This is a genomic window from Citrobacter sp. 21OH12SH02A-Citro, from assembly GCF_027919895.1.
In the GTDB taxonomy this organism is placed as follows: domain Bacteria; phylum Pseudomonadota; class Gammaproteobacteria; order Enterobacterales; family Enterobacteriaceae; genus Citrobacter; species Citrobacter braakii.
The window spans coordinates 1,337,242-1,362,722 of sequence record NZ_CP114801.1 but is presented as its reverse complement, the minus strand read 5'-3'; the positions used below and the strand labels follow the sequence as shown (position 1 = coordinate 1,362,722).

17 protein-coding genes are annotated in these 25,481 nt (G+C 54.3%); 2 read left to right on the top strand and 15 right to left on the bottom strand.

Translation table 11 applies throughout. The features are described 5' to 3' along the window. Nucleotides 1-342: 342 nt before the first annotated feature. Nucleotides 343-546, top strand: coding sequence for a YfgG family protein (locus tag O6D90_RS06515; RefSeq protein WP_047416419.1), 204 nt, complete (start codon nt 343-345; stop codon nt 544-546). 563 nt (nt 547-1,109) lie between these two features. On the opposite strand, the gene guaA is transcribed toward O6D90_RS06515, so the two are convergent. Next, complete coding sequence (gene guaA / locus O6D90_RS06510) at nt 1,110-2,687, bottom strand: glutamine-hydrolyzing GMP synthase (protein WP_016153990.1); 1,578 nt, start codon at nt 2,685-2,687, stop codon at nt 1,110-1,112. Between the two features lie 63 nt (nt 2,688-2,750). Further along, on the bottom strand, nt 2,751-4,217 hold the full coding sequence (gene guaB, locus O6D90_RS06505; RefSeq protein ID WP_019077375.1) for an IMP dehydrogenase: 1,467 nt from the start codon (nt 4,215-4,217) through the stop codon (nt 2,751-2,753). Between the two features lie 160 nt (nt 4,218-4,377). On the opposite strand from guaB, the gene xseA reads away from it, so the two are divergent. Then, nucleotides 4,378-5,751 carry an exodeoxyribonuclease VII large subunit gene (gene xseA / locus O6D90_RS06500; RefSeq protein ID WP_016157124.1) on the top strand — a complete coding sequence of 458 codons (1,374 nt, stop codon included), beginning with the start codon at nt 4,378-4,380 and terminating at the stop codon, nt 5,749-5,751. On the opposite strand, the gene O6D90_RS06495 is transcribed toward xseA, so the two are convergent. The 13 genes from O6D90_RS06495 to O6D90_RS06435 form a co-directional block, all read right to left on the bottom strand. Continuing rightward, nucleotides 5,748-5,963, bottom strand: coding sequence for a zinc ribbon domain-containing protein (locus O6D90_RS06495; protein ID WP_016157125.1), 216 nt, complete (start codon nt 5,961-5,963; stop codon nt 5,748-5,750). The two genes, xseA and O6D90_RS06495, sit on opposite strands and share 4 nt — an antisense overlap. Nucleotides 5,964-6,014: 51 nt before the next feature. Next, entirely contained in the window at nt 6,015-7,097 is a 1,083-nt protein-coding gene (locus O6D90_RS06490; protein WP_016157126.1) for a Gfo/Idh/MocA family oxidoreductase, read from the bottom strand. Nucleotides 7,098-7,160: 63 nt separating this feature from the next. Then, nucleotides 7,161-8,702 (bottom strand): peptide MFS transporter, encoded by a 1,542-nt coding sequence (locus O6D90_RS06485; protein WP_016157127.1) that lies wholly within the window; start codon nt 8,700-8,702, stop codon nt 7,161-7,163. 300 nt (nt 8,703-9,002) lie between these two features. Next, nucleotides 9,003-10,475: a ribosome biogenesis GTPase Der gene (gene der / locus O6D90_RS06480; protein ID WP_016153996.1), complete on the bottom strand. Its 1,473-nt coding sequence runs from the start codon at nt 10,473-10,475 to the stop codon at nt 9,003-9,005. A gap of 118 nt (nt 10,476-10,593) precedes the next feature. Then, complete coding sequence (gene bamB, locus O6D90_RS06475) at nt 10,594-11,772, bottom strand: outer membrane protein assembly factor BamB (RefSeq protein ID WP_016153997.1); 1,179 nt, start codon at nt 11,770-11,772, stop codon at nt 10,594-10,596. A 10-nt stretch (nt 11,773-11,782) separates the two neighbouring features. After that, a complete protein-coding gene (locus O6D90_RS06470; RefSeq protein WP_016157128.1) occupies nt 11,783-12,403 on the bottom strand; it encodes a YfgM family protein in 621 nt (206 codons plus the stop codon). A gap of 13 nt (nt 12,404-12,416) precedes the next feature. Continuing rightward, a complete protein-coding gene (gene hisS / locus O6D90_RS06465) occupies nt 12,417-13,691 on the bottom strand; it encodes a histidine--tRNA ligase (protein ID WP_016153999.1) in 1,275 nt (424 codons plus the stop codon). A 110-nt stretch (nt 13,692-13,801) separates the two neighbouring features. Further along, complete coding sequence (gene ispG, locus O6D90_RS06460) at nt 13,802-14,920, bottom strand: flavodoxin-dependent (E)-4-hydroxy-3-methylbut-2-enyl-diphosphate synthase (protein ID WP_016154000.1); 1,119 nt, start codon at nt 14,918-14,920, stop codon at nt 13,802-13,804. A 26-nt stretch (nt 14,921-14,946) separates the two neighbouring features. Continuing rightward, nucleotides 14,947-15,936: a cytoskeleton protein RodZ gene (gene rodZ / locus O6D90_RS06455; protein ID WP_016157129.1), complete on the bottom strand. Its 990-nt coding sequence runs from the start codon at nt 15,934-15,936 to the stop codon at nt 14,947-14,949. A 284-nt stretch (nt 15,937-16,220) separates the two neighbouring features. Further along, a complete protein-coding gene (locus O6D90_RS06450) occupies nt 16,221-17,387 on the bottom strand; it encodes a bifunctional tRNA (adenosine(37)-C2)-methyltransferase TrmG/ribosomal RNA large subunit methyltransferase RlmN (RefSeq protein ID WP_016154002.1) in 1,167 nt (388 codons plus the stop codon). Between the two features lie 256 nt (nt 17,388-17,643). Then, the gene (gene ndk, locus O6D90_RS06445; RefSeq protein ID WP_003037710.1) at nt 17,644-18,075 is read right to left on the bottom strand and encodes a nucleoside-diphosphate kinase; all 432 of its coding nucleotides are present in this window, start codon (nt 18,073-18,075) and stop codon (nt 17,644-17,646) included. Between the two features lie 136 nt (nt 18,076-18,211). Further along, nucleotides 18,212-20,524: a peptidoglycan glycosyltransferase PbpC gene (gene pbpC, locus O6D90_RS06440; RefSeq protein ID WP_016157130.1), complete on the bottom strand. Its 2,313-nt coding sequence runs from the start codon at nt 20,522-20,524 to the stop codon at nt 18,212-18,214. Next, entirely contained in the window at nt 20,525-25,459 is a 4,935-nt protein-coding gene (locus O6D90_RS06435) for an alpha-2-macroglobulin family protein (protein WP_016157131.1), read from the bottom strand. Nucleotides 25,460-25,481 lie beyond the last annotated feature (22 nt).

Below are 25,481 nucleotides of genomic sequence, written 5' to 3'. Positions count from 1 at the left end.
AGTAGAATCCCGCACATCCTGCAGGGGGTATTCGGACAGGCATCCCACCTGACGTTAAAACGATAAAGTTAAATACATTAAAATGACTCATCAATTTTAGTTGTCAGCAAAGGGTGATGCTTGATACACATCAATAAATAAGTCCCTCATTAATCAATTATTACTCTTTTCATGGTTTTTTATCGTTATCTCATTATTAATGCAAATAATAATATTAATTTCCATAACATAAATAGATAAAACAACTGAAGCAATTTTACATAAGGAAAAATTGACCATTCCCTCACAGTATGCCTTAATGTGACTATCGCCCTCAGTTGGGTACACTACAAGGAACCTTTTGTGAGCCAGGTTACCAGCCTACGCAAACGACACCGATTTAACAGTCGCATGATCCGGATCGTACTGCTTATCAGCTTTCTTTTCTTCTTCGGACGCTTCGTCTACTCCGCCATAGGTGCGTGGCACCACCACCAGAACAAAAAAGAATCTCAGCAGATCACCCTGCCGCAACAGGCATCTCCTGCACAAACTGACGTACGCTGATCGCTCGCGCCGAGCCGAGCCGATGATACTACAGCATTAAGATTCCTTACCGGATGGCTAATCGCCTGATATTTAACCATCCGGTAAGGGATTTGAGTGATGAAACTTCGCGCAGTCTTACCCGCCACATGTGCTGATATATCGGATAATCAACCGTGTTTTTCGCAAAAATACACCATCTTTGAATCCCGCTTCACCGCGCCATTCGCGCTGATTTTTTACGTTCCAGTGTACTGGATATAAAAAAGAGACACTGCGCTCAAATAGACGCTAATTAATATCGCCAGAAAATATCACTGACTAAAAAATTCATATTTAGCATAAATTTAAATGCTTATCTGAATTGTTACCGTTATTAAATTCTACAGGGTAATACCCTGAGTATTTTTCATTATTTCCGTAAATAAGAAGCGGTGTTGAATGGAGCGCAGACGTTAAGTGTGTGATTAACCCTACTATCGAGCAGGACTGTCGCATCGATAAAATTCGCGCAATAAAAAGCCCTCTGTAAAAAGAGGGCTTTTACATACTACCGGTTCAGAAACCGCTAAACGGGAGGAATATTATTCCCACTCAATCGTAGCTGGCGGCTTACCGCTGATGTCATACACCACGCGGGAAATACCGTTAACTTCGTTGATAATGCGGTTAGAGACGCGGCCTAAGAAGTCATACGGCAGGTGCGCCCAGTGCGCGGTCATAAAGTCGATGGTTTCAACAGCACGCAGGGAAACAACCCAGTCGTACTTACGGCCATCGCCCATGACGCCAACGGAACGTACTGGCAGGAACACGGTGAACGCCTGGCTCACTTTGTTGTACAGGTCAGCGTTGTGCAGTTCCTCAATGAAGATAGCATCCGCACGGCGCAGCAGGTCGCAGTACTCTTTCTTCACTTCGCCCAGCACGCGTACGCCCAGACCCGGCCCCGGGAATGGGTGACGGTACAGCATGTCGTACGGCAGACCCAGTTCCAGACCAATCTTACGCACTTCGTCTTTGAACAGCTCACGCAGCGGTTCAACCAGACCCATCTTCATCTCTTTCGGCAAACCGCCCACGTTGTGGTGAGATTTGATGACGTGCGCTTTACCGGTGGCAGAAGCCGCGGATTCGATCACGTCCGGATAGATGGTTCCCTGCGCCAGCCACTTAACGTCTTCCAGCTTCAGCGCTTCTTCGTCGAAGACTTCCACGAACACGCGGCCGATGATTTTACGTTTAGCTTCCGGATCGTTCTCGCCTTTCAGCGCGTCCAGGAAACGCTTTTCACCTTCAACATGAATGATGTTCAGGCCGAAATGGTCGCCGAACATATCCATCACCTGCTGAGCTTCGTTGAGACGCAGCAGACCGTTGTCGACGAACACACAGGTCAGGTTTTTGCCAATCGCACGGTGCAGCAGCATCGCGGTGACGGAGGAGTCAACGCCGCCGGAGAGGCCGAGGATCACTTTATCAGTGCCAACCTGCTCACGAATGCGGGCAACGGCGTCATCGATAATTTTTGCCGGGGTCCACAGCGCTTCACACTGGCAGATGTCGCGCACAAAACGCTCCAGCATGCGCATCCCCTGACGGGTGTGGGTAACTTCCGGATGGAACTGCACACCGTAGAAACGTTTTTCCTCGTGCGCCATGATGGCAAACGGGCAGTTGTCGGTGCTGGCAACGGTCACGAAACCTTCCGGAATAGCGGTCACTTTGTCGCCGTGGCTCATCCACACGTCCAGCAGTGGTTTGCCGTCTGCGGTCAGAGAGTCTTCAATACCGCGGATCAGCGCGCTGTCGGTCTGAACTTCAACCTGCGCATAGCCGAATTCACGTTCGTTAGAACCTTCAACATGACCACCGAGCTGCATTGCCATAGTCTGCATGCCGTAGCACACGCCGAACACAGGCACGCCCGCAGTGAAAACGTATTCCGGCGCACGCGGGCTGTTTTCTTCAGTGGTGCTTTCCGGACCACCGGAAAGAATGATACCGCTTGGGTTGAATTCGCGAATTTGTGCTTCCGTAACATCCCACGCCCACAGTTCACAATAGACGCCCAGTTCACGTACGCGACGAGCAACCAGCTGAGTGTACTGAGATCCGAAATCAAGGATGAGAATGCGATGTTTATGAATATTGTCTGTCATTGACGCTAATTCCGAGGCAAGTGAAACAAATTCGCCCGGCATATAGCCGGGCGCGGAAACTTATCAGGAGCCCATGCGGTAGTTAGGGGACTCTTTGGTGATGGTCACATCGTGGACGTGACTTTCCTGAATACCCGCACCGCTGATACGTACAAACTCTGCTTTTGTTCGCAGCGCGTCGATAGTACCACAGCCGGTCAGACCCATACAGGAGCGCAGGCCACCCATCTGCTGGTGAATGATCTCTTTCAGGCGACCTTTATACGCAACGCGACCTTCGATACCTTCCGGGACCAGTTTGTCAGCGGCGTTATCGCTTTGGAAATAACGGTCGGAAGAACCTTTGGACATCGCGCCCAAAGAGCCCATACCACGGTATGATTTGTAAGAACGGCCCTGATACAGTTCGATTTCGCCCGGAGATTCTTCAGTCCCCGCCAGCATAGAGCCAACCATCACTGCAGAAGCACCCGCAGCGATCGCTTTTGCGATGTCGCCGGAAAAACGAATACCGCCATCGGCAATAACCGGGATACCAGTGCCTTCCAGCGCTTCAACAGCGTCAGAAACGGCGGTGATCTGCGGTACACCGACGCCGGTAACGATACGGGTAGTACAGATGGAGCCTGGGCCGATACCGACTTTAACAGCGCTGCAGCCGGCTTCCGCCAGCGCGCGAGCGCCTGCACCAGTCGCAACGTTCCCCCCGATGATCTGCAGATCCGGGTATTTAGCACGAGTTTCACGGATACGCTGCAGTACGCCTTCTGAGTGACCGTGAGAGGAGTCAATCAGCAGAACATCAACGCCAGCGGCAACCAGCGCGTCAACACGCTCTTCGTTACCCGCACCTGCGCCTACAGCAGCCCCAACGCGCAGACGACCATGCTCGTCTTTACAGGCGTTAGGTTTACGTTCCGCTTTCTGGAAATCTTTAACGGTGATCATGCCGAGCAGATGGAAGCTGTCGTCAACAACCAGCGCTTTCTCGACGCGTTTTTCGTGCATTTTGGCAAAGACAACATCGCGTGCTTCGCCTTCACGAACGGTCACCAGACGCTCTTTCGGCGTCATGTAGACGCTAACCGGCTGATTCAGATCAGTCACAAACCGTACGTCACGACCGGTGATGATGCCGACCAGTTCGTTATCTTCAGTCACTACCGGGTAGCCTGCGAAACCGTTACGCTCGGTCAGTTCTTTTACTTCGCGCAGAGTGGTGGTTGGCAGTACGGTTTGTGGGTCGGTCACGACGCCAGATTCATGTTTCTTCACGCGACGAACTTCTTCCGCCTGGCGCTCAATAGACATGTTTTTGTGGATAAAACCGATGCCGCCTTCCTGAGCCAGGGCAATTGCCAGGCGCGCTTCCGTCACGGTGTCCATTGCTGCGGAGAGCATAGGAATGTTCAGGCGAATGGTTTTCGTCAACTGGGTGCTGAGATCAGCAGTATTCGGCAGAACAGTAGAATGAGCGGGAACGAGGAGGACGTCGTCAAACGTCAGGGCTTCTTTTGCGATACGTAGCATGGGCAATATCTCACCTGGGAGGTTATTAAATATTGCCGCGGCATTATACAGAGCGTAACCGATTGCATCCACACTTTTTTGCAAAAAAACCTTGCGCTCCTCTGTGAGCATGTTACTTTCGACTGAATAACTTGCTGATTTAGAATTTGATCCCGCTCACATGTTATCCTCTCAGACCACCTCAATTTTTACCGTAAGCCGCCTGAATCAGACGGTTCGTTTGCTGCTTGAGCAGGAAATGGGACAAGTGTGGATCAGCGGTGAAATTTCGAATTTCACGCAGCCGTCCTCCGGTCACTGGTATTTCACGCTCAAAGATGACACCGCTCAGGTACGCTGCGCGATGTTTCGCAACAGCAATCGCCGGGTAACGTTCCGACCACAGCACGGTCAGCAGGTACTGGTACGCGCCAACATTACATTGTACGAGCCGCGCGGCGACTATCAGATAATTGTTGAGAGCATGCAGCCAGCGGGCGAAGGTTTGCTGCAGCAAAAATATGAGCAACTCAAGGCCAAACTGCAGGGTGAAGGGCTATTCGATCAGCAGTTCAAAAAAACGCTGCCCTCACCGGCCCACTGCGTCGGAGTAATCACCTCTAAAACCGGCGCCGCGCTGCACGATATTCTCCACGTCCTGAAGCGTCGCGACCCTTCCCTGCCCGTTATTATCTACCCGACCGCAGTCCAGGGCGATGATGCGCCAGGGCAGATCGTTCGGGCCATTGAACTGGCGAACGCGCGGGGCGAGTGCGATGTGCTGATCGTCGGGCGCGGCGGCGGCTCGCTGGAAGATTTGTGGAGCTTTAACGACGAACGTGTTGCACGGGCGATCTTTGCCAGCCGCATTCCAGTTGTCAGCGCCGTCGGCCATGAAACCGATGTCACTATTGCCGATTTTATTGCAGATTTACGGGCACCTACGCCGTCGGCGGCAGCTGAAATTGTCAGCCGTAATCAGCTTGAACTGCTGCGTCAAATACAGCATGGTCAGCAGCGTCTGGAGATGGCGATGGACTACTACCTCGCCAATCGTACTCGTCGGTTTACCCAGCTTCATCACCGCTTGCAACAGCAGCATCCGCAACTGCGTCTGGCCCGTCAACAGACCGTGCTGGAACGACTGCGTCAGAGAATGAACTTCGCACTTGAGAATAAGATTAAACAGGCAAATCAGCGTCAGCAGCGCATGCTGCAGCGTCTGAATCAGCAAAACCCGCAGCCGCGTATTTACCGTGCGCAAACACGTATTCAGCAACTGGAATACCGACTGGCGGAAAATATCCGTGCGCGTTTAAGCGAACAGCGCGAGCGTTTTGGCAACGCGGTTACCCATCTTGAGGCAGTCAGCCCACTGGCCACGCTGGCCCGCGGTTATAGCGTGACGACCGCAAAAGAGGGTGAAGTGCTGAAACAGACTAAACAGGTTACAGCAGGTGATGTGCTCACCACCCGCCTGTCTGACGGATGGGTGGAAAGCGAAGTGAGAGCTGTCACGAAGACAAAGAAAACACGCAGGAAAAAACAGGATTAAAGCGGCACAAACGCCACGCGTTTCTTCGAGATAAGGCCATGACCGTTCTGGCAGAAATAATCCACCGCGCCACAGGCTTTAAGCACCTGCAGCGGCTGATTGCACTCCGGGCAGTGCGCTTCTAACTGAATATCTTTATTACAGTTATCACAGTGCGCCATACCGTTTTGCGGCTCCAGCTCTGCATGACAATCCGGGCAAATAATAGACATAGCGACTCCAGTACAGGGATCCATTACTGCGCTGAGTTTAACACGATGCGTTTAATGCCGCCCGCGTAACTGCTGCTGTAACGTTAACAGGCGCTCCACTTCCTCCAGCCTGCGCTGCGTCGTGCGGCTCACTTCCTGTGGGCTGCGTTCAAACAGACTTTGCGCGCCCAGAATATGCTCCGCCAGACAATGGGCATATACGCTACCAGGCAGACTCCAGCGTTGTACAACATCACCGTCAATCAATTCGAGCACATCCTCGACACCACGGCGATCATGGCTAATGACACGACCATCGCGCAGACAAAGGCGCAAGCCTTTTTGTCCGCCAGCCGGCCCCGCGTATTTATTCAGCCAGATGTCCAGCGGAATGCCGCTAATCTGTCCCTGCAGATGCGCCTCTCCTTCTGCTGTGGTCAGGTCGCCCTCTACAATATTTCGTCCCAGACGGTCTTTAGCGCTCTTCACCTGCAAGGTCATACTGTCATTACCGCCCAGGTAACGCACTGTTTCACGCAGCATTGCCAGTACATGTGTGCCAATGTCCAGAATCACACCGTCCGGATGACGAAGCTCACGGGTATCCGGCTCACCGGTGGCAAAGTTAAGCGCAATGGGTTCTCCAACAGCGTTAAACCCGCTCGGTTCCTGCAAAAAACCGTCGATTTTAACAATGTGTGAAAAATGAGAGACAAGTGCCTGTTGCGGATTATCGCCCTGCCACTGCGCTCCGAGTTTGCCCAACGCCAGCTGCATTGCACCATTGCGTGCCATCCAATGGTCGAGTGCCAGCACGCGGTTGGCAGCATCCGGTTGAGTCAGCAGCGTTTTCAGTTTTTCAATTTGGGAAAGCGTGGCGACAAGAGGCTTTTCGACCACAATACGAGCGATGGGAGCCGCCAGCGCCTGTTCAAGCACATCGAGGTGATGCAGGGATGCGGTGGTAATAAACAGGGTATCAAGCGGCATTGCAAGAAGTTCAGCGAGCGACGCACAGCGTGTCACGTCTGCGGGCTGCTTTGCGGGTTGAACATCAAATCCCACACAGCGTAGTGCATCACCGAACATATTACGTAATGCGGGCAAGTATGCCGTTTCAACGACTGCACCAAGCCCAACAAATCCTAACAGCATGCTCTTACCTCGTTAATTGAATAGCCGGGACATAACGTCTGCCCCGGCACAATCGAGGTGTTATCAGGCGCTAGTTGCCGGTTTAGTTTGCGTATTCTCCAGCATGCGACGAATCGGAACAATGAGGATGATCAGTACCGCAGCGCAGATCAGCAGCGCAATCGAGCAGCGTGCGAAGAGATCCGGCAGCATATCCAGTTGGTCAGCCTTCACATGACCGCCAATCAAACCTGCGGCCAGGTTGCCCAGCGCACTGGCGCAGAACCACAGGCCCATCATCTGCCCGCGCATTCTTTCCGGCGCCAGCAGCGTCATTGTCGCCAGACCGATCGGACTCAGGCACAGCTCGCCAAGCGTCAGCATCAGGATACTGCCCACCAGCCAGAATGGAGAAACGCCTGCCCCGCCGTTACTGAGAACGTTTTGCGCCGCCAGCATCATCAGACCGAAGCCTGCCGCCGCAAAGAGGATACCGATAACAAACTTGGTGATGCTACTCGGGCGAATATTCATGCTTGCCAGCTTCGGCCATGCCCAACTGAATACCGGTGCCAGCAGGATAATAAACAGCGCGTTTATCGACTGGAACCAGACCGCCGGGATTTCAAAATCACCGATCATACGGTTAGTGTAGTCGTTGGCGAACAGGTTGAACGAAGTTGGCTTCTGCTCAAACGCGGACCAGAAGAACGCGGCGGAAACCAGCAGGATAAAGCAGACCAGCAGTCTGGCGCGCTCTTTACGGTTCAGACCGGCAAAGATGAACAGGTAGATAAAGTAGAGCGCAACGGAGGCTGCAATCACATACACCAGCATGCTGGCAACCGCGACCGGATTAATTACAATCACGCCCTGCGCTATCAGCGTAACAATAACCGCCGCACCGACGGCCAGCGCCAACAGCCACGCGCCCACGCCGTTACGTTTCACTACCGGGCTATTCCAGGTGGAGTCGAGCCCCACTTCGCTGTCGTAGCGTTTCATTGATGGAACGGCAAATACACGGAAAATGATCAACGCCACCAACATCCCGATACCACCAATGCCAAAGCCCCAGTGCCAGCCGTGAGTTTTAATCAGCCAGCCGGAAATCAGCGGCGCGATAAACGACCCCATGTTGATGCCCATGTAGAACAGCGAGAAGCCGCCGTCGCGACGCGCATCGCCTTTTTTGTACAGCGTGCCAACCATGACCGAAATACAGGTCTTAAACAGACCGGAGCCGAGCACAATAAACATCAGACCAATAAAGAACAGGTTGTTCCCCATAATGGCGGAGAGCGCAATTGACAGATGGCCGAGGGCAATCAGGATGGAACCGTACCACACCGCTTTCTGTTGGCCGAGCCAGTTATCCGCCAGCCAGCCACCCGGCAGCGCAGCGAGGTACATCGTACCGGCAAAGATACCCACAATCGCCGAGGCATTTTCACGTGCCAGTCCCATGCCGCCGTCATAAACGGTAGCAGCCATAAACAGGATCAGTAACGGGCGAATGCCATAAAACGAGAAGCGCTCCCACATCTCTGTGAAGAACAGCGAGCCGAGCGGATAAGGATGGCCGAAGAAAGTTCGACTTTCTTTTTGATTAACAGAGGATTGCATAATTCTCCCGAAAGTTATGTCGTCGTGTGTGTAAACACCGCGATGTACGCCAGCCAGTTACGTATCTGACCGATTTTTTACATGCGGCGAAAATTTATTTAACCATTTGATAACCTAAGGCTAGTTTTGTCTAGTACCAGCCCCCGGACTTTAAGACGAAAACTCGACAAATGTCTACTTTCTTAGATTTAAACTTGGTAAAAAATGAATAGTGATTGACATCGCACGGGCTGAGGCTGGCGATGGAACGTCGAAAAAAAACCCGCGACAAGCACGGGTTTTTATCAGCATCAGCAACGGTTACTTGCTTTTTTTGATGTGTTTTATCAAACGCTTACGTTTACGCATCTGCGTCGGCGTCAGCGTATTGCGTTTGTTCGCAAACGGGTTTTCCCCTTCTTTGAACTGAATGCGGATCGGCGTCCCCATCACATCCAAAGACTTACGGAAATAGTTCATCAGATAACGCTTGTAGGAATCCGGCAGGTCTTTGACCTGGTTGCCGTGAATCACCACGATTGGTGGGTTATAACCACCGGCGTGGGCATATTTCAGCTTCACACGACGACCACGCACCAGCGGCGGCTGATGATCTTCTGCCGCCATAGTCATAATGCGCGTCAGCATCGCGGTGCTGACGCGACGGGTGGAGCTGTCATACGCTTCGCGGACCGATTCAAACAGATTACCCACGCCGCTGCCGTGCAGCGCAGAGATGAAGTGTACACGCGCAAAATCAATAAAGCCCAGACGGAAGTCCAAAGTCTCTTTGACCTGCTCTTTCACTTCCTGCGTCAGGCCATCCCACTTGTTGACCACAATAACAAGTGAACGCCCACTATTGAGGATAAAGCCCAGCAGTGACAGGTCCTGATCGGAAATACCTTCGCGCGCGTCAATCACCAGCATCACCACGTTGGCATCTTCAATCGCCTGCAGCGTTTTGATTACTGAGAATTTTTCTACTGCTTCGGTAATTTTTCCGCGCTTACGCACGCCCGCGGTATCGATAAGCACATATTCGCGCTCATCGCGTTGCATCGGGATATAAATACTGTCACGCGTGGTCCCCGGCATGTCGTAAACCACTACGCGGTCTTCGCCGAGAATACGGTTAGTAAGCGTGGACTTACCTACGTTCGGGCGACCAACAATCGCCAGTTTGATCGGCAGGTCCTGCGGATTGAAGTCGTCTTCAGGCTCTTCTTCGCCGTTCTCTTCGGCTTCCAGTTGCGCCCAATATTCTGCATCTTCATCCACTTCTTCCTGAGGAGCAACGTCATCCATCCACGGCAGCAGAACATGCTCCAGCAGGCTGAGAACGCCACGACCATGGGATGCCGCGATCGGATAAATTTCACCCAGACCCAGCGAGTAGAAATCGACGACCGCCTGATCAGGATCGAGCCCGTCAGTTTTGTTGGCTACCAGGAACGTCGGTTTCTGGCGCGACCGCAGATGTTTCGCAATGGCTTCATCCGCAGGCATCAGGCCAGCACGCGCATCTACCATGAACAGCACAACGTCCGCTTCTTCGATCGCCAACAGCGACTGTTCCGCCATGCGGGTTTCTACACCGTCTTCGGTGCCATCAATACCGCCGGTATCAATACAGATAAACTCGCGGCCTTCAATTTCCGCACGACCGTACTTACGGTCACGAGTCAGACCCGGGAAATCCGCAACCAGCGCATCTCGGGTGCGAGTTAGACGGTTAAATAACGTGGATTTGCCAACGTTAGGGCGCCCGACAAGCGCGACCACAGGTACCATGTTTAAAGCCTCATTTAATAAATCATCAGACAACGGGCACATTTTTTGCGCCGTTGTTAAAAACAGTAAAACGGCCCCTGCACCAGGAGCCGTTTTTCAAAGCGAGCGGCCGGGACGATTAACGCGTAATAGAGTACAGCGTACCGTCTTTCGCCTGGATCAGCAGTTTACCATCAGCAGAGACCGGCTCGGTCAAGAAACCAGAGCTGTCAACTTTCTGCTGGGCGACAAAGCGGCCATCATCAACGTTAATCCAGTGCAGGTAGCCTTCGCTATCACCCACGACCAGATTGCCGTTATACAATACCGGGGACGTCAGCAGACGGTGCAGCAGATCGCTTTGCGTCCACAGCGTCACACCGCCGTCGGTGGTCAGCGCCAGTACACGGTCGTTCTGGTCTACCAGGTAGATACGGTTACCGTCGACGATGAAATCATTCACTGAGCCCAGTTCACGTTTCCACATGATCTGACCGCTGCGCAGATCCAGCGCCGTCAGGTTACCATTATAAGCCAGCGCGTAGACAACGCCATTGACGATAACCGGCGTGGTATCAACGTCGCTCAGACGATCGATTTCCGTTGGACCTGTCGCCTGAGAAATACGCTGCTGCCAAATCATCTGGCCCTGCTGCATCAGCACGGCGCTTACGCGGCCGTTATCACCGCCAACGATAGCTGCGCCAAAGGCGGTCGCTGGGGCAGATTCGCCGCGCAGAGACAGAGAAGGCATGTCGAGGTTAACGGTCCATTTGATAGCGCCGTCAGCTTCGTTCAAGGCCTGCAACTGACCGTTACTGGTGTGGATTAATACCACGCCATCGCTCACAACAGGACGAGACAGCGCTTCACCGGCAACTTTCGTCTGCCATGCGGTGGTACCATCGCTGGTGTTCAGCGCATAAACCTGCGCTTTTTCGCTGCCAATGTAAACATGGCCACCGGACACGGTTACACCGCCAGAAAGCTGTGCAGATGCGCGGGAGAACCAGCCGTCTTTCTCACCCAGATTAACAGACCAGACTTCTTTGCCGTCGTCCGCATTCAACGCCTTAACGACGCCGGCGCGATCGGCTGCATAGACAACGTTATCCGCCAGCGCAGGATGAAGATTGGAATAGAAATCACCAATACCGTTACCTACAGAGGTGCTCCAGTCCGTAGACGGAGTAAACTGGTTTTCAACCACCGGTAATGGGGACATCTTAACGACATCTTCTTCGCCACTAAACAGTGAACAGCCGCTCAATAGGGTAACGGAAAGCAGCCCTGGCAGAAGTAATTTACGCAATTGCATCGGGTCCCTCTCAGATGGACAAATTATTGATTTTCATCTGCATCATTTCGCTCAGAGCAGGAGAGGCATCGCTTTTCACGCCCGCTTCCCATGCGCTACGCGCACCTTGTTTGTCGCCTTTGCTCAGCAATGCTTCACCGCGCAGGTCGGCAACAATGGCCGTCCACCCTTCACCTTTAATGGTGTCGAGTGTTTTCAGCGCGGTATCAGCCTGTTTAAGCTGAACCTGAACACGAGCCAGACGCAGATTAATCACCGCTTTGAGATTCTCATCGCTGGTCGCTGCTAAGCCTTGTTGCAGCTGGCTTGCGGCTTTCTCAAGTTCATTTTGGTCAACAAACTGCTGCGCCAGTTCCAGTGAAGCTAACGCGCCGTAGGTATTTTTGTTTTCTGCGGCAAATTTCTCTGCAGCAGGAAGGCTATCCGGTTTACCCGCGCTAACCGCAGTCACCGTATTTTGATATGCCAGAGAAGCAGAGCGTGCGGACTCCGTCTGATGGCTGGTCCAGTAACGCCAGCCAACCAGCGCGCCAACCCCTAAAATGACCCCAACAGCCAGCGCTTTGCCGTTTTCAGCAAAGAAGCGTTTTACTGCATCAATCTGGTCGTTTTCGTTCTCGTAAATTTCCACGCTGTCCTTCTCCTTAGCCCAGTAGAGTGCGCAAATGCGCGGCAACGCTATCCTGCGCTACTGCCGTTTGCTCACCAGAGCGCAAATCCTTCACTACAACAGTACCGTCAGCCACTTCGGACTCGCCCAGTACCAGTGCAACGCGGGCGCCCCACTTGTCGGCGCGGGCGAACTGTTTCTTAAAGTTGCCGCCACCGTGGTTTGTCATCAGTTTCACACCAGGAACTTCATCGCGCAGACGTTCTGCAAGCCGCATTGCAACCGACTGCGTATCCGCCCCCGAAGCGACCAGGTATATATCGACAACAGGATCTGCGTTAAATTCCGGATTAACTGCCTGAACTAACAAAACAAGTCGTTCCAGACCCATGGCAAAGCCCACGGCCGGCGTTGCGCGACCGCCAAGTTGCTCTACCAGACCGTCGTAACGCCCACCGGCACACACGGTACCCTGAGAGCCCAGGCTGCTGGTAACCCACTCAAATACGGTGCGGTTGTAATAATCAAGACCACGAACCAGACGCTGATTGACGGTGTAGGCAATACCTGCGGATTCCAGCAGTTTGCACAGGCCCGCAAAGTGCTCGCGAGAGTCGTCATCAAGATAGTCGCCCAGCGCAGGTGCGTCGTTGAGCAGCGCCTGTACTTCCGGGTTTTTGGAGTCGAGAACGCGCAGCGGGTTAGTGTACATACGGCGCTTGCAGTCTTCGTCCAGTTTCTCTTTGTGCTGTTCCAGGTAGGCGACCAGCGCATCACGGTAGTTAGCGCGGGCTTCAAGCGAACCAATTGAGTTCAGCTCAAGGCTGACATGTTGAGAAATACCCAGCGCGCGCCACCAGCGAGCGGTCAGCATAATCAGTTCAGCATCGATGTCCGGACCTTGCAGGCCAAACACTTCGACACCCAGCTGATGGAATTGACGATAGCGCCCTTTTTGCGGACGTTCGTGGCGGAACATCGGCCCGATATACCACAGACGCTGTTCCTGATTGTACAGGAGACCATGTTCGATGCCGGCGCGTACGCAGCCCGCAGTCCCTTCAGGACGCAACGTCAGGCTGTCGCCATTACGGTCCTCAAAGGTATACATCTCTTTTTCAACCACGTCGGTGACTTCACCGATCGCGCGTTTGAATAACGGGGTCTGCTCTACAATCGGCAAGCGGATTTCACTGTAACCGTAGCTGCCGAGCACGTTTTTGAGAGTGCCTTCAATGCGCTGCCAGATGGCGGTTTCGCCAGGCAGATAATCGTTCATGCCGCGAATGGCTTGAATGTTTTTTGCCACGTTTATTCTCTTTATGAATATAAAAATGAACCCTCAGCGCTAACCCGAACAATGCGGGCGCCATGCGGGTTCAATCATACACGGGAAGCACGCCGCTTCCCATCACGTTGTTATTTTTCAAGCTGCTGCACGTCAATACGACGCGCTTCGTCCAGGATACTCGCTTTGGCGCGAATGCGGGCTTCAAGCTGCGTAATCATATCGTCGTTATCGAGTCGATCCTTACGCACGCCGTCTTCATACAGACCGCTTTTCTTGTTACCGCCCGTCACGCCCAGCGTAGAAACCAGCGCTTCGCCAGGACCGTTCACCACGCAGCCGATAATCGAAACATCCATTGGCGTAATGATATCTTCCAGACGTTGTTCCAGCGCGTTCACCGTACCGATAACGTCGAACTCCTGACGCGAGCAGGTTGGGCAGGCGATAAAGTTGATCCCGCGGGCACGAATGCGCAGCGATTTCAGGATATCGAAGCCAACCTTGATCTCTTCCACCGGATCCGCCGCCAAAGAGACACGCAGCGTATCGCCGATCCCTTCGGACAACAGCAATCCTAAACCGATCGCTGATTTTACCGCCCCACTGCGTGCACCACCGGCTTCGGTGATCCCCAAATGCAGCGGTTGATCGATCTGTTTCGCCAGCAGGCGATAGGATTCTACGGCGAGGAAAACGTCAGACGCTTTAACGCTGACTTTGAATTGATCGAAGTTCAGACGATCGAGGTGATCCACATGGCGCATAGCGGATTCCAGCAGCGCCTGCGGCGTCGGTTCACCGTATTTTTCCTGCAGATCTTTTTCCAGCGATCCGGCGTTGACGCCGATACGGATAGGAATATTTTTATCACGAGCGCAGTCCACTACCATGCGAATACGCTCTTCATTACCGATATTGCCTGGGTTGATACGCAGGCAATCGACGCCGTATTCCGCCACCTTCAGCGCGATACGATAGTCGAAGTGAATATCGGCAACCAGCGGGACATTAACCTGCTGTTTGATAAGCTTGAACGCTTCTGCGGCATCCATTGTCGGTACAGAGACACGAACAATATCTGCGCCGACGCGTTCCAGCGCTTTGATCTGATTAACCGTCGCTTCCACATCTGTGGTACGCGTATTGGTCATAGACTGTACGGCGATGGGCGCGCCATCGCCGATCGGCACGTTCCCAACGTAAATGCGTGTCGATTTTCTACGTTGAATTGGAGCCTGGTTATGCATTAAAAAATCTCCCGCATTGCCGTCTGTTACTGAGCCGGTGATTGTTCGGCATTAACGGTCAGACGCGCAACCTGGTTAGTTCTGATAAAACGACTCAGATCGACAGGTTTACCCTGGAACTGAATCTGCACTGCCGCCGGAGCGCCAATTTTCAGTTTGTACGGCGCCTGACCCGTCAGATTCAGATTGCCGTCCTTACGCTGCATACCACTGAACAGTTTTTTTCCGGTCGCATCGGTCACTTCCAGCCAGCAATCGGCGGTAAAGTTCATTACCAGTGCGTTAGGATCGGCGGCAGGGGTAGTGACACCCGCCTGGTCAGTTGGCAGCGGCGCCGCGGTAGCTGGCGCAGCAGTTGCGGTATCGACGTTAGCCTGAGAAGGTGCCACAACGGCATTCGGCTGCGCATCAGCGGCAGGTGCCGGGGTTGCAGCAACATCTGGCGTAGGCGCTGCGTCCGCCACCGCGCCATCGTCTGGAGCCGGGGTAGTATCCTGGCCCGCTGCGGCGCTGGTATCTAACGGTACGTTCTGCGCACCATCTTTACCGGCATTCAGCTCAGCGGAGGATTGATCGGCCATGGTGGTGATCTCTTCCTGCTGCGCTTTATGGTTCTGCCACCACCAGGCTCCCGTCAGTCCGACAACGACAAACAGCACCAGCCAGGTAAAGGTCATTAACCAGCCGTCGCGTTTTTTACGACGCTTACCGAGCGAGAAGCTCTGCATCGGTGCGACTTTGGCTGGGCGAATCGGAGCCTGTTTTTCCAGCCCTGGCAACAGTTCTTCTTCAGGAATATGCACCAGACGCGCATAAGAACGGATATACCCGCGCAGGAATGTTGAAGCGAGATCGGCTGGCGCCTTATCTTCTTCAATATCACGTACCGTGGAGACCTTCAGGCAAAGTCGCTCCGCGACTGCCTGCTGGCTGAATCCGAGTTGTTCACGGGCATTGCGCAGACGAACGCCGGTGGATAGTGCTTCATTTTTGTCGTGCGTGGCTTCAGTATTCATTCGCTACAGCTGCGTAAATTTGGGTTCTGATGCCGGCGAGCCACAATGCTCACCCACACCGCGAAACATCTGGTCAGTTAACCTTCGTCAGACAGTATAAAACGGTCAGACTATCAAAGACAAAACAACGTAAACCTGAGGGCTAAAGGCTTGTTGCGCCGTTACATACTGCCTTAAAGTCGACAAAAACGCACCGTTATTATTGACCTGACGACAACAACAAAAAACCTCATTTGGCTTACGTTGCACTACGGTACATGAATTATACCGTAGTGCACTCAACATCAAACGGTCTTGATATCGATAGCGTCGCCCTGCATACGCTTACGCAGAGTACGCTTGGTACGGTCGATAACGTCACCCGCCAGCTGACCGCAGGCTGCATCGATGTCATCGCCACGTGTTTTACGCACGATGGTAGTGAAACCATAGCTCATCAACACTTTGGAGAAACGATCGATACGGCTGTTAGAGCTACGGCCATACGGCGCGCCAGGGAACGGGTTCCACGGGATCAGGTTAATCTTACACGGCGTATCTTTCAGCAGCTCTGCCAACTGATGCGCGTGTTCAGTACCATCATTGATGTGATCTAACATCACATACTCAATGGTCACACGACCCTGGTTAGCGTTGGACTTCTCCAGATAACGACGAACCGCGCCAAGGAATGTTTCGATATTGTACTTTTTGTTGATAGGTACAATTTCGTCACGAATTTCATCGTTCGGCGCATGCAGAGAAATCGCTAGCGCGACATCAATCATATCGCCCAACTTATCCAGCGCAGGGACAACGCCTGAGGTGGAGAGCGTGACGCGACGCTTGGACAGCCCAAAACCGAAGTCATCCAGCATGATTTCCATCGCTGGCACTACGTTGGTCAGGTTGAGCAGCGGCTCGCCCATCCCCATCATCACAACGTTAGTGATAGGACGCACGCCCGTTGCTTTCACCGCGCCGACGATTTTCGCCGCACGCCAGACCTGACCAATGATTTCCGACACCCGCAGGTTACGGTTAAAGCCCTGTTGCGCCGTAGAGCAGAATTTACACTCTAATGCGCAACCGACCTGTGAAGAAACACACAGGGTCGCGCGATCGTCTTCCGGGATATACACGGTTTCTACGCGCTGATCGCCAACCGCGATGGCCCATTTGATCGTACCGTCAGAGGAACGCTGCTCTTCCACCACTTCCGGGGCGCGAATTTCAGCCACTTCTTTCAGCTTGTTACGCAGCACTTTATTGATGTCAGTCATGTCATCAAAGTTGTCGCTGCAATAGTGGTACATCCACTTCATGACCTGATCGGCACGAAACGGTTTTTCACCCATATCTTTGAAGAATTCGCGCATTTGCTGACGGTTCAGATCCAGCAGGTTAATTTTTCCATTTTTATTTGGAACCGCAGGAATGACGACTTCAGAGGTGTTAACTAATTCAGACATAATTTTTTCCGGCCTCGTTGTTACACGTTGTGGCCCGTGGAGGGTTAAAAAGAAACGCCCCGGCAAGCGTTCTGCTCTTCCGGGGCGTTGCATTGTACAAAGTCTGGCGCAGGGATGCCACGTTTGCACGAAGCATTAGCGAAAATAATATGTAAATCGCTAATTCCTCTCCAAAGGATTTCGCATCGCAGGAAAGCGGCACGTTCGAGCCTCCCCGAAAGCATAGAAAACGATGCGATGTGAAAGACGCAGGAGATTAGCGCGTGCGCGGGCAAACCTCGCCTTCACCGAAGAAATAGGCGATTTCACGCGCAGCAGATTCAACGGAGTCGGAACCGTGAGTACCGTTCTCGGTGAAGCTGTCAGCGTAGTCTGCACGCAGAGTACCCGCCAGCGCATTCGCCGGGTTGGTTGCACCCAGCAGATCACGGTGACGCTGTACGGCATTTTCGCTTTCCAGAACAGAAACAACGATCGGACCGGAGGTCATGAATTCAACCAGACCGTCAAAGAACGGCTTACCATCATGCTCAGCATAGAAGCCACGCGCCTGCTCAACGGTCAGGTGCAGCATTTTAGTACCGACAATTTTGAACCCTGCTGCTTCAAAGCGCGCAAAGATGCTCCCAATAACGTTTTTTGCCACCGCGTTTGGTTTGATGATGGAAAAAGTACGTTCAATAGCCATGATTACCTCTGAAAAAGATGTTTTGTTGTTGTTTACCTGGCGCGGATTATAAAGAGCATCCCGGCAATTGACCATTGACGGAGATAACATTTCTTTAAAATAAGATGAATTTTAGCAACAAAAGTCACTTGGTGGTCTACTGCAACGAAAATCTCACCGTCGCCACCTGTCCGGCGTCATCCATCACCAGCAGTTGATAATCCCCTTTGGTCGCCAGCCGTAGCGTAAGACGGCGTCCGCGTTCATCCAGCCGTTCACCGTTAAGAAACCACCAGCGATCGCCAGTCCCACCGCTGGTTTGTACTGGCAATGAGGCCAGCGCAGAGCCGGGTAAACGCTTCACGATCGCGCCATCACGAACCCCTGTCAACTGCAACGGCAGCGAAGCATCCTGCCCCAGCGGCGGACACGTGGCAGAAACCGGCGGTAATCTCGCCCCACGGCGCTCTGACTCCGGCAGCCATGGCTCCAGCGGTAAAGGCCAGACGATTAACGTTTGTTCGCGCGCCTGCGGGCAATCCGCCGCCACACGTTTGCCTTCATCGTCCAGCCAGACGGGGAAACGAATGCCACTCACGCCCTCCTGTTCGGGCAATAACAACGTGGGCGGCTGGCTGCCGTCCAGCAGCCAGGTTGCCAGACGGCGTCGACAGTTACTGTCTCCGGGCGCAAGTGACTGCCCGCCCGGCCAGCACACTACGCCGCGGCTAACGGATTCAGGGCGCGGATCCTCCGGCTGATTTGCCCCGCGAGAGAGCAAAAGATTGTTGACCTGATTGAGCAGCGGCACGGCGCTGGCAAAACCAAACTGGCCCACCACCGGCGTACCGTCGGGTCTGCCGGTCCAGATACCCATCACATAACGGGCGTTAACGCCAATCGCCCACGCATCGCGATAGCCATAACTGGTACCCGTTTTCCACGCCAGCGGAACCACTCTGCTCAGTGCGTTATCCGGCAGCGGTTGCGCTTCGTCAGCCATAATGCGGCGAATAATCCACGCCGCGCCTACCGACATCAACGGACGCTCCAGCAGTGGATCGTCTGGCTGCAGGCGCAGTTTTCCCGCTTTTCCCTGACGGGCAAAGGCACTGTACGCCGCCGCCATGTCTTCCAGTCTGGCCCCTGCCCCGCCCAAAATCAGCGACAGATTCGGTGCGGCGCCTGCGGGCAGATACAGCGGTAAGCCAACGTTACGTAACGATGCGGCAAAACGCTTCGGGCCATAGGTTTCAAGTACCTGCACGGCGGGTAAATTTAGCGAGCGCACCAGCGCTTCGCTCATACTCACCGGACCATGAAAACCACTGTCAAAATTCCCTGGTCGATAATCTCCGGTTCGACGCGGTACATCCTGCAACAATGAAGCAGGATGAATTAATCCGTCATCCAACGCCAGACCATAGATAAACGGCTTCAGCACCGAGCCCGGCGAGCGGATCGCATTCACCATATCCACATGGCCAAAGCGGGAGTCGTCATTCATATCTACCGACCCCACCCAGCCACGCACGCTCATATCAGTGTGATCGACCACAATCATCGCCAGCGAACTGCGCGCAGGTAAGCGGCCCTTCCAGTTTTGCGCCAGCTCTTCCAGTTGGCGCTGCAATCCGGCGTCAAGGGTGGTCACGATTTTATCGCTCCGGCTTTTTCCCAGCATCATGCGCGAGAATAACGGCGCTAGCTGCGGCATTTGTCTGGGCGCCAGCCAGACCGGTTCTTCGCGTGACTCCTGCACCTGTCTGGCAGGCCAAACGCCCTGCGTCGCCATGCGCTCAAGCACTTTATTGCGCGCCGCTTCAGCGCGATCCGGCCAGCGGTCCGGGCGCAGACGGCTCGGTGCCTGCGGCAACACGGCCAGCAGCGCGGCATCGGAATAACTCAACTGTGCGGGTGATTTACCAAGATAGGCCCAGCTCGCCGCACCCACGCCCTGCAGCGTGCCGCCAAACGGCGCACGGTTAAGATATAGCGTCAGGATGTCGCGCTTAGAAAGATGCCATTCCAGCTGCAATGCGCGCCAGAGCTGGCGGAACTTGCCGCCGAAAGTTCGCGGGTGGGGATCGAGTAATCGTGCGACCTGCATGGTGAGCGTACTGCCGCCTGAAACGACACGACCTGAGGAGAGGTCCTGCCATGCCGCGCGCAGCACTGAAAACGGATTGACGCCGGGATGTTTCCAGAACCAGCGGTCTTCGTAGTTAATTAACGCCTCAAGGTAACGGGGGGACACCTCATCAATAGTCACCGGATAACGCCAGATACCGTCCGCGTCGGCGAAGCGCCATAGCGGCGTACCATCGTAAGCCACCACGACACGTGCCGGATCGACTTCGTGAAGCGGCAGCGGCCAGATTTTATCTGCCGCCCAAACCCACGCTACCAGCAATAGCGCAACGGCTGCCAGCCAGAGCCAGCAGCCGCGTTTCCCCAACCCGCGCATCATTTACGGTCTGACAATCAAAAGCCCCTCTGTCGCACCGGTCGCGCGCCACTGCGGAACATACATTGACTCCACCTGCGGCACAGGAACCTGATAGGTCCCCGGCGTTACCGCCCGCGCCAGATAGACCAGCGTCACCGGCTGCCCTTCGTTGACCGCTACCGCGGCGACAAAGCGATCGTCACGGAACTCAACGTGCTGGATATCCGCCTGCTGCATCTGATTGAGCAAATTCGCTACCTCGCTGCCGCTGTCCTGCAGGCTGGCGCTGCCGTTGGCCAGATTCTGGTTTTCCAGCTCCAGGCCGGCTGGCAGTAAGTCAACCACCAGCGCATCCGGTACGTTCTGGCTGGCTTTCACCTCCAGCCAGACCAGTACCAGCTCGCCGCTGCGCAGAGAATCCAGCGCTTTGCTGTTCCCGTCGAGCCCCAGGATCTGACGCTCAATGTGCAGGACGTTGCTGGCAGGCGTCGGCGAGGTTTGCGGGTAACCACTCACATCCAGACGCAGCCACAGCGGCAGATTACCGGTATTGGTGACGTTCAGCGTAGACAGCGCGTCAGCATCCAGATTACGCGTTTGTGATTTCTCCCCGGCTAGCGGCTGTTCAGAGAGTGACGTTTGCGCCTGCCACGAGCCAGGCAAGTCCTGCAACGTACGCGCGGCAAGGAACAGCGCATTGTTTTCCTGAGTAGAGAGCCAGCGCTGCCCAAAGGCCTGTTCTGACAAGGTGTTCAGCAGCGTATTCTGCACGTCAGGTTTAAGCTTGTTCTCTTCCAACAATGCCAGCATCAGCGCGTTGTCACGTAGCTGACTGCCGTAATCCGCCATCCACTGCTGCGCATCGCGGCGTGGCGTATTCAGCGCCAGCGTCAACGCTTGTTCACTGCGGTTGGCGTCGCCCATGTTTTTCAGCGCTATCCCAAGTTGCAACAGCGGTAAACCGGAAGCCACCTGTGCACGACGCTCCCAGATCTCACGCAGCGCGCCGAGCGGGGCTTTCTGCTGACGAGCCAGCACCAGCGCGGCGTAGGCCTGTACGGCAAACCGGCTTGCTGATGCGTCGTCGGTATAGCGAATCGACATCATGCCCGGATCCTGCAAATAGCGCAGCAGCCGCTCGTTACCCCGGTTAATCACCTCTGCCGGAACGCTATAGCCCTGTTCATTCGCGCGAACGAGGAAATCCATCACATACGCGGTCAGCCAGTACTCTTCCGACCCGTTCTTATCCCACAGCACAAAACCGCCGTTATCACGCTGCATTTGCAGTAAACGAGAGATGCCAATCTCTACTGCCGCACGGCGTTTTTCATCGCTGTCGCCCGCGATACCTAACGCCTTCAACTGCGCGGCATTGGTGTATAAGGATGGGAACAACCCGCTCGCCGTTTGCTCGAGGCAACCGTAAGGGTAAGCTTTCAGTTCACGGATATAGCGCGCCAGATTCAGCGGTGGCTTACCGCTGAACAGCAGTTGTCCCTGCATCGTCACAGGAGAGAAATTCGTCAGTTCTTCGCCCGGAAGCTGCCAGGTTGCGCCCGGCTGAAGTGCGACGCCGTAATTAACAGTTTGCGCCGGGAACGCCGGTCGCACGCCAATTTTCCACTGTTTATGCTGAACAGGCAGCGTTTCACCCGGTAGATTCAGACCGCTAATTTGCGCCTGAATTTCGCCATCGCCAAAGCCCTCCCGCGCACGCACCGGAATAAACAGCGTAGTCCGTACGCCTGGAGCCAGATTCACCGGGGCGGGATCTTGCCCCATCAGCTCCAGTAAACCGCTGGCCGCGAGATTAATAATCAGCGTTTGCGGTTTGTCAGTCAGGTTGGTCACGTCCAGCGTCAGGCGCGAGGTATCGCCCCCCGCCAGAAAGCGCGGCATGTTCAGTTCAGTAATTACCGGCGCGGCGACAATCACTTTGCTTTCGCTACTGCCAAAGTCATCCGCCGTCCAGGCTTGCGCCATTACCCGCAGCTCGCCGTTGAAATCACCAATTGGTAACGTCACCGTACCTTCGCCCTGCTCGTTAAGCGTCACCGGCAGCGCCTGTTGCGCCACAATATTGACGTGATTAACCGGTGGCTTGCCGCCGCGTTTTAACTCATCGCCATCACCACCAAAGCGCAGCGCCGCCAGACGTCCTTGCCCTTCGATCACCTGGCCGTAAATATCATAAATATCCGCGCCATAGCGTTTTTGCCCGAAAAACGCCTGCCACGGATCCGGCGTGGCGTAATCGGTAATGTTCAACACCCCGCTGTCAACGGCTGAGACCAGCATGTTAACCTGTTTTGGCACGTCGCCATTTTTAACGCTGGCTTTAATCTTGACGGTCAACGGCTGATTTGGACGCATTTTCGCCGGACTTTCCAGCGCCAGCGCCAGACGACGGTTTTCATCGCCTAACGGCAAATGCAGTAAGCCGACTGCCCGCTTTGGCGTTGCCGAACGAGACTTGTCGCCAGGACGAACCACCAGCGCGCTGAGATACAAGTCATGGCGATTCCAGGTTTTATCGACCGGGATGGAGATATCAAGACCATCCGTCGGTACGTCTATCTCTTGCCACCACAGCGGGCCTTCGCTGGACTCCACCATCGCGTAACCTTTGCCTGCAGCGGGTGCGGCAATGTGTAGCTTCATGGTATCGCCGGGACGATAGCCGGGTTTATCCAGTTTCAGGGTCACGCGATCGGGACGCACTGCCCCGCTGCCGTCGCTGTTATCCTGCCAGCTATAACCAGCCCAGAAGCGAACGCTGCTCACCGCATCATTCGGAGCTTTCACTTCCAGGCGATAGGCACCCCACTCGACAGGGAAGCTGACTTTACCGGTCTCATCGACCTTAAGATCCAGGGTCTGCTCACCCTCAACCAGATCTTTTTGATCGAACTGCGATTGCCAGCCCTCGCCTTCAGACCAGTTCCAGTAATAATCACGGCGTTCACGAATCAAACGCACCTGTAAACCGGACACCGCTTTTTTCTCACCTTGCGCATCGGCATACACAATATCAAAAGCGGCATTGCTGTTTTCATCAACGCCAGGCTGATTGACGGTAGTATCGGTGCGGTAGTCATATACGGCTCTCGCCGCAAACTGCGGACGAATACCTGGCAGCGTATCCGCAGGCCAGATGGCTTGTTCAACCCGACGCGTCACCGGACGGCCACCCGACTCCAGCAGGCTGGCTTGCAGAATCACCTGTAACGGAGAATGCGTCTCCTGCCATTGGCTGTTGGTAGTCACTTCGCCGCGACCGTGGTCATCCAGCGTCAACTGAACCTCATCGAGGCTGCGAGAAAGATTTTCTTCGGCAATATTACCAAACTGGAACCCCGGTAATGCCTGCACCGCTTCCCGCAGCGGGCGCAGGAAAAGCTGCCCTTGCAGAGCATTGCCGTTGGCGGGCGCGCCGTACAGGTAGTAGCCCACCACCGAGAACTTCACTTCATCAGTTGGAGCCACCGGTATTTTATTGGCGGTGAGATTGAGCGCCATCCGCTCAGGCATGAAATCTTCGACGTGGAAATCCCACATCCGCGACTGGTTGTCGCCAGTATTGGCACGAATATGCCACATGCCGGTTGGCGCGCTGCTGTCCAGCGGCCAGCTAAAGCGATACAGACCGTTTTCCGGCTGGCTCACTACCGAGCGTAACACCTGTCCGTCGGGCTTAACGACCTCCAGCTTCACCGGCTGGTCAGGCAGCGTTTTGCCGTCGCTATCTCGCAGTAATCCGTTGAGGATCACCGTTTCGCCAGGGCGATAGAGGTCTCGGGGGCCAAACATAAAGAACTGCTTGCTGTATCCCGGCGCGCCGGCAATATCAAATTCAGCCAGATCCAACGCCGGGAGCTTCAGGTCCAGCAGCGTGGTTTGCCCGTCTTTACGGGCCAGCAATAAGGCCGCGTCTTTATCGGTTTCCAGCTTGACGTGACCCTGCGCGTCACTGGTAGCCTGCGCCAGCGTCTGCCCTTTTTCGTTGAGTAACGTGACCTCAATACCCTGCTGCGCAGCGCCGTTTTCCAGACTCTGTGTAAAGACATCCAGTTGATTGTGGTAACGGTGCGCAGAGACACCAATGTCACTGAGCGTAAACAGCGTAGCAGCATTGCTGTAGTTATAGTGTCCGGCCTGATTCATCACCGCAATGTAAATGCCTGCTTGCTGCAACGGCTTGATATCGCTCAGTGGCAGTAGCAGCTTCTCTCGGGTGTTACGCTCAGGATTGAGGTCAAAGCGTCCGGTATAAACCAGCTCCGCCATTTTCAGCAGATTGTCTGACTCCCAGTTTGACAACGAATTACGGTATTCCCACTGGCTGACAAACGCACCGAGCGACTCAGGCTTCACGCGAAAGAAGTTCACATCCACGCTATTAACGTTAAGGGCCATCACCGGTAACCCTTCAATCACTTTTCCCGGCAGCAGCGAGCCGCGACTAGCGAACCCTACGCTTGGCTGGACGTCGCGGGTGGTAATATTTTTTTCATAATCGATAGCGAACGTCGCTTTATTCAGCGCCAGCAAATCACGCTCAATGGTAACCACCAGTTCCCGGTTAGGTTCGAGATGGCGTAAGCGTAGCTCTTTTAGATTTGGCGCCAGCTCCCAGGCCCCATCCACTTTGCCGCTTTTTTTATCAACAACGTGCACTACGCGAGAAAAATCTTGTTCCGGATCGAGGGGAATGGAAAAGGTTAAAACGAGCGTTGCCGCGCCATCGAGCTGGACCTCGGAGGCATCAAGCAGCGTCAGCGACTTGCCCTGGCTTTGCTGAATCAGCTTTTGTAATTGGGCCTTATCTTTTGCTGGCGCAGTCTGCGGTGCAGGCGCATCAGGCTTCGCAGCCGTCGGTGATTTTTCGTTATTATTATCGCACCCAACCAGTGCCAGCATCAGCATACAGGCCGCTACGCGTAAATGTTTCATTTTTCATCCCTGGCCGTAGTGG

Coding starts and splice junctions, on each gene's coding strand:
- guaA (WP_016153990.1), bottom strand. CDS start 2,687: ATGACAGACAATATTCATAAACATCGCATTCTCATCCTTGATTTCGGA.
- guaB (WP_019077375.1), bottom strand. CDS start 4,217: ATGCTACGTATCGCAAAAGAAGCCCTGACGTTTGACGACGTCCTCCTC.
- xseA (WP_016157124.1), top strand. CDS start 4,378: ATGTTATCCTCTCAGACCACCTCAATTTTTACCGTAAGCCGCCTGAAT.
- O6D90_RS06495 (WP_016157125.1), bottom strand. CDS start 5,963: ATGTCTATTATTTGCCCGGATTGTCATGCAGAGCTGGAGCCGCAAAAC.
- O6D90_RS06490 (WP_016157126.1), bottom strand. CDS start 7,097: ATGCTGTTAGGATTTGTTGGGCTTGGTGCAGTCGTTGAAACGGCATAC.
- O6D90_RS06485 (WP_016157127.1), bottom strand. CDS start 8,702: ATGCAATCCTCTGTTAATCAAAAAGAAAGTCGAACTTTCTTCGGCCAT.
- der (WP_016153996.1), bottom strand. CDS start 10,475: ATGGTACCTGTGGTCGCGCTTGTCGGGCGCCCTAACGTTGGCAAATCC.
- bamB (WP_016153997.1), bottom strand. CDS start 11,772: ATGCAATTGCGTAAATTACTTCTGCCAGGGCTGCTTTCCGTTACCCTA.
- ispG (WP_016154000.1), bottom strand. CDS start 14,920: ATGCATAACCAGGCTCCAATTCAACGTAGAAAATCGACACGCATTTAC.
- rodZ (WP_016157129.1), bottom strand. CDS start 15,936: ATGAATACTGAAGCCACGCACGACAAAAATGAAGCACTATCCACCGGC.
- O6D90_RS06450 (WP_016154002.1), bottom strand. CDS start 17,387: ATGTCTGAATTAGTTAACACCTCTGAAGTCGTCATTCCTGCGGTTCCA.
- ndk (WP_003037710.1), bottom strand. CDS start 18,075: ATGGCTATTGAACGTACTTTTTCCATCATCAAACCAAACGCGGTGGCA.
- pbpC (WP_016157130.1), bottom strand. CDS start 20,524: ATGATGCGCGGGTTGGGGAAACGCGGCTGCTGGCTCTGGCTGGCAGCC.
- O6D90_RS06435 (WP_016157131.1), bottom strand. CDS start 25,459: ATGAAACATTTACGCGTAGCGGCCTGTATGCTGATGCTGGCACTGGTT.